Source organism: Psittacicella hinzii, from assembly GCF_003585935.1.
In the GTDB taxonomy this organism is placed as follows: domain Bacteria; phylum Pseudomonadota; class Gammaproteobacteria; order Enterobacterales; family Psittacicellaceae; genus Psittacicella; species Psittacicella hinzii.
In genome coordinates, this window is the sequence record NZ_NRJG01000066.1 from 1 (window position 1) to 3,850 (window position 3,850).

General features: G+C 35.1%; 1 protein-coding gene. It reads right to left on the reverse strand.

The genetic code is table 11. From position 1 onward, the window contains the following. Nucleotides 1-1,036: 1,036 nt before the first annotated feature. A complete protein-coding gene (locus CKF58_RS04215) occupies nt 1,037-3,472 on the reverse strand; it encodes a two-partner secretion domain-containing protein (protein ID WP_119531291.1) in 2,436 nt (811 codons plus the stop codon). Nucleotides 3,473-3,850 lie beyond the last annotated feature (378 nt).

The window sequence follows — 3,850 nt, forward strand, 5'->3', positions numbered from 1 at the left end:
TTGTTGTTTTATCGAGTAAAATAATGAACTTTATTAGAGTGAGAAGATACAAAAGGTAATATTTAAAGGTTATTTTAAGTAGTGCCTAAAATTAATAAATAGCTTACCTTGAAGTATTAGCTATAACGAGATTGGCTGTAGTATTAATAAATCTTAAGCTCATAGTTAGAAAAAATAATTTAATTTATTTCTATATATGAGGTAAGAAAGTTAATAGTTAACCGCTTAGATATTATTTCAATTACTTATTAGAGTAATGGATTACAAATCTAGTTCTCATTTAATATTTAAAGGGTATAGAGGCTGTTACGTTGAACTTGTATACAGAATAAATGGTTTGTTACATCTTTTAAGTATAGAGGTATGAAAAAAAGACCCTAGCCAAAGCTAGGATCTATCTTGTCTCAACTTAATATCGCGTACAAACACTTCGTATCTGTACACAACCACTAATTTTTACAAATTAGTGTAGAGTGTCCTAGCACTCTAAAACCATAATAGCACAAGCAAGTTCTCATTTCTAGGGTAATACAAAAATTTACGTTATTTTAGCGCATAATTTCTTAGAAAGGTTATGTTTTTGATAGAAGAAATTTGGTAAACAGCTAATAAAAATTAGTTTCTTAACCCTAGAGATTTAGCTAAGAAAATGATATTTGTTGGTTATACAAAAATTCATCACTGGGAGCATACAGTAACTGTTTATAGATTAACAGCTTTTAATCATCAAACGTAGTTTATTTTAAACCCTTAAGTATTTAAAAATTCGTAATTTTTAGATAAAGATGGAATTATGGTTCTGAAGTATAGTTATATCTAGAGGTTAAATCTTTAAGTGGTACTTATTCATGAGATTTTTTAAGAAGATATTTGTGTATTTTTGCTTTATAGCATTAATAATGTAATGCTCTTTGAGACACTGGTGTTTGTTAGATATATGAGATGAGTCTGGAGTTAGTTCTGGTATAAAGTAAAAGGTAAAAAAAGAGAGCCTTGCGGCTCTCAATTTGTGTGTCTAAATTATTGTTTTGTTCCATTACTTATTGTTATTAAAGCTAACATAAGTGTAAACGTCATTTAAATTTACAGTGCTATTAGCAATTTGGCTAGTTGTACCAGTTGCAAGTGACTGTAAATTTGTGTAGCTCACTGCTAAGTTAGTGTTGTTAGCTTGAGCATTGCTAGCTGTGCTAGTTGTTGGGTTTACTGTGCTGTTGCTTGAAGTGTTGTCAGAATCTGATTTTTTATTATCAGAGTCTGTATTTTCTGATGTATTTGCTTGGCTAGCAGCCCTTTGTGCTCTAGCTTTAGCACGTAAATCATAAACTAAGTTTGGAACTTCTTCTGTAGGTCTAACGCGAACTACTTGGGTGTTGCTAGTGTATTGAGTAATAGAATTAGCTGTTTCTGTAGCAATTTGTTGCTCTGCTGTAGTTTGGCTATTGTTATTGCTATTACTGTTGCTAGCTGTAGCTTTGTTACTAGATTTAGAACTATTGCTGCTACGTGCTTTAGTGTTGTTAGTAACTGTACGAGCTTTCGCTTTTGGAGTTGTAGTAGTTGCTTTAGCTTTTACACTATTGCTGGTGCTAGCAGTAGTTGCTTCTGTATTTGTAGTGCCTGCAGTTGCTTGAGTACTTGTATTGCTATCAGATAAGTCTCCGATAATAATGTCACCATTTGCTGCAACTGTAACTTCTTTAGCAGAAGTTTGGCTATTAACAGCAGCTACTAAATCAGCGAATTTAACTTGGTTATTATTTGCTTGACCGTTAACTTTAACGTTAGCAACTGGAACATCAGTTTCACCAGCGCTAATTGAATAACTAACTAAGTTAGAAGCATCTTTAGAAACGCGTAATTCGTTGTTAGCTTGCAGATATAAAGTGTTGTCTTTTACTGCTAAAGGATTTACTTTACCTTTAGTAGTTGGAGCAGTAGGAGCTGTAGGTTGAGTAGCATTTCCAGCTGTACTACCTGTAGTAGATGAAGATGGATTTGAACTTACTGTTGAACCTGTAGCTGTATTATCTGTTCCAGTTGTTGGATTTGAACTACCAGTGTTACCTGTGCTTACAGAGCTACCAGTATCGCTTGGGCTTTGGCTCGAGCCAACGTTCTCACTAGAGCTTGCTCCAGTATTAGAGCTCAAACCTCTGCTACCAGAGCTAGAACCGCCTATAGCGCCAGTATTGTCGGATGAACCTGTAGGACCAGTGTTTTCAGATGAGCCTGTAGAGCCTGTTGCTCCAGTAGACACTGAACTGTCTGATGAACTGCCAGTTGAACCAGTAGAGCCTGTAGAACCGCTAGAAGAACCAGTGTTGTCACCAGTGACGCTATCTGAAGATCCTACGTTACTTCCTGTACCAGAAGATGAACTTAAGCTATCTGAGTCACTTGAAGAGCTCGAACCACTAGTATCACCAGTTGAACTTGCGCTACCTGAATCGCTTGATGAGCCTGAACCACTAGTTTCACCAGTTGAGCTTGAGCTACCAGAATCACTTGATGAACTCGAACCACTAGTATCATCAGATAAGCTTGAACTACCTGTAGTGTCAGAAGAACCTGTTGTATCACCTGTTGAAATGCTTGAGCTATCAGAGCTTGAGCTGCTTGAACTGTCTGAAGAGCCTGTACCTGAAGTATCACTTGCTTCTGAACTACTTGAAGAGCTTTCACCGTTCCAAGTTGCGGCTTCACTTGCAATTGAAGTTAGTTGATCTAGATCTTCAATTGGATCGTAAAGAGCACTTTTATCAGCGCTACCATCTACTAATACGTTTGAGTTTTTCGTAGAGATAGTTGCTAGAGTACCTGTAGAATCAATAGCAAACCAAGTGTTACCTTTGTAGCTTAGGTTTAGATCTTTAGTAGTACCATCAGCTAGAGTAACTGTATAAGTTGCTTCTTTAAAGAATTTTTCAGCATCAAGTAAGTAACGAGTAAATACAACTGTACCAGTTGAGTTAATTACTGCATCACTACCAATTGAGAAACCGTTAGGGTTTAACAGAATTACAGTACCATTTGAAGCAATAGTACCGTAAATTTGCGATGATGAAGAAGAAAGAATACGGTTTAGAATAATGCCTTGGTCGTTATTAAAGTTAAAATTAATTGTACCATTGGCATAAATGTTAAATTTGCTCCACTCAACAACAGCTCGATTAGAGGTTATGTTAAGAGTTGCAGAGGTTGTTGAATCCTGTGTAAATGTTACTGAACCGGCAATTTTGGTAAAGTCGGCAACGTCAACTGTTGCTGAAGCTTGGTTGCTGAAAAAGCCTGCACAGGCTATGCTACCAAGTGCCATCATCGCACGAAATGTATAGTTAGTCTCTGCACTATCCGAGAGAGTTACGCCTTTATTCTCCGGACGGTGTGCTTCACATGCTAGACGACGGTTTGGCGACCAAGAAATTATCCGTTTCATGTAGTGGCATGAATGAATTTCTAATCGTTTCATAAAAACACCTTGGTGATCTTAAAATCATCTGGTGGTTAGAATTAAGTAAGTTAATCAATGATTACACTCACTTAATAGAGATGTTTGTAAGTTAAAGTGAGATATATAGCAAAGCATGTGAATGAGTAATTAGCTAAGCTAATGAATACCCTTTAGATTGTTTGTAAAAATGCTTTGTTATTTAGTTTAGAAAATTATTTTCTAATTCAAGTGAGATATATTTTTTATTTATAACTTTAAAACTGCCGATTAAAATTATAAACTTTAAAAATTAACCTGAAAAATCATATAGTTAATTTTAGGAGAATATTTTTACAAAAATTCTACATACTTTAGACAAATTATTTTGCAAAAAGTTTTATAAATTTTACAAAATTT

What these genes read in the sequence shown, in the direction of transcription:
- CKF58_RS04215 (WP_119531291.1), bottom strand. Translation starts at nt 3,472, where the DNA reads ATGAAACGATTAGAAATTCATTCATGCCACTACATGAAACGGATAATT.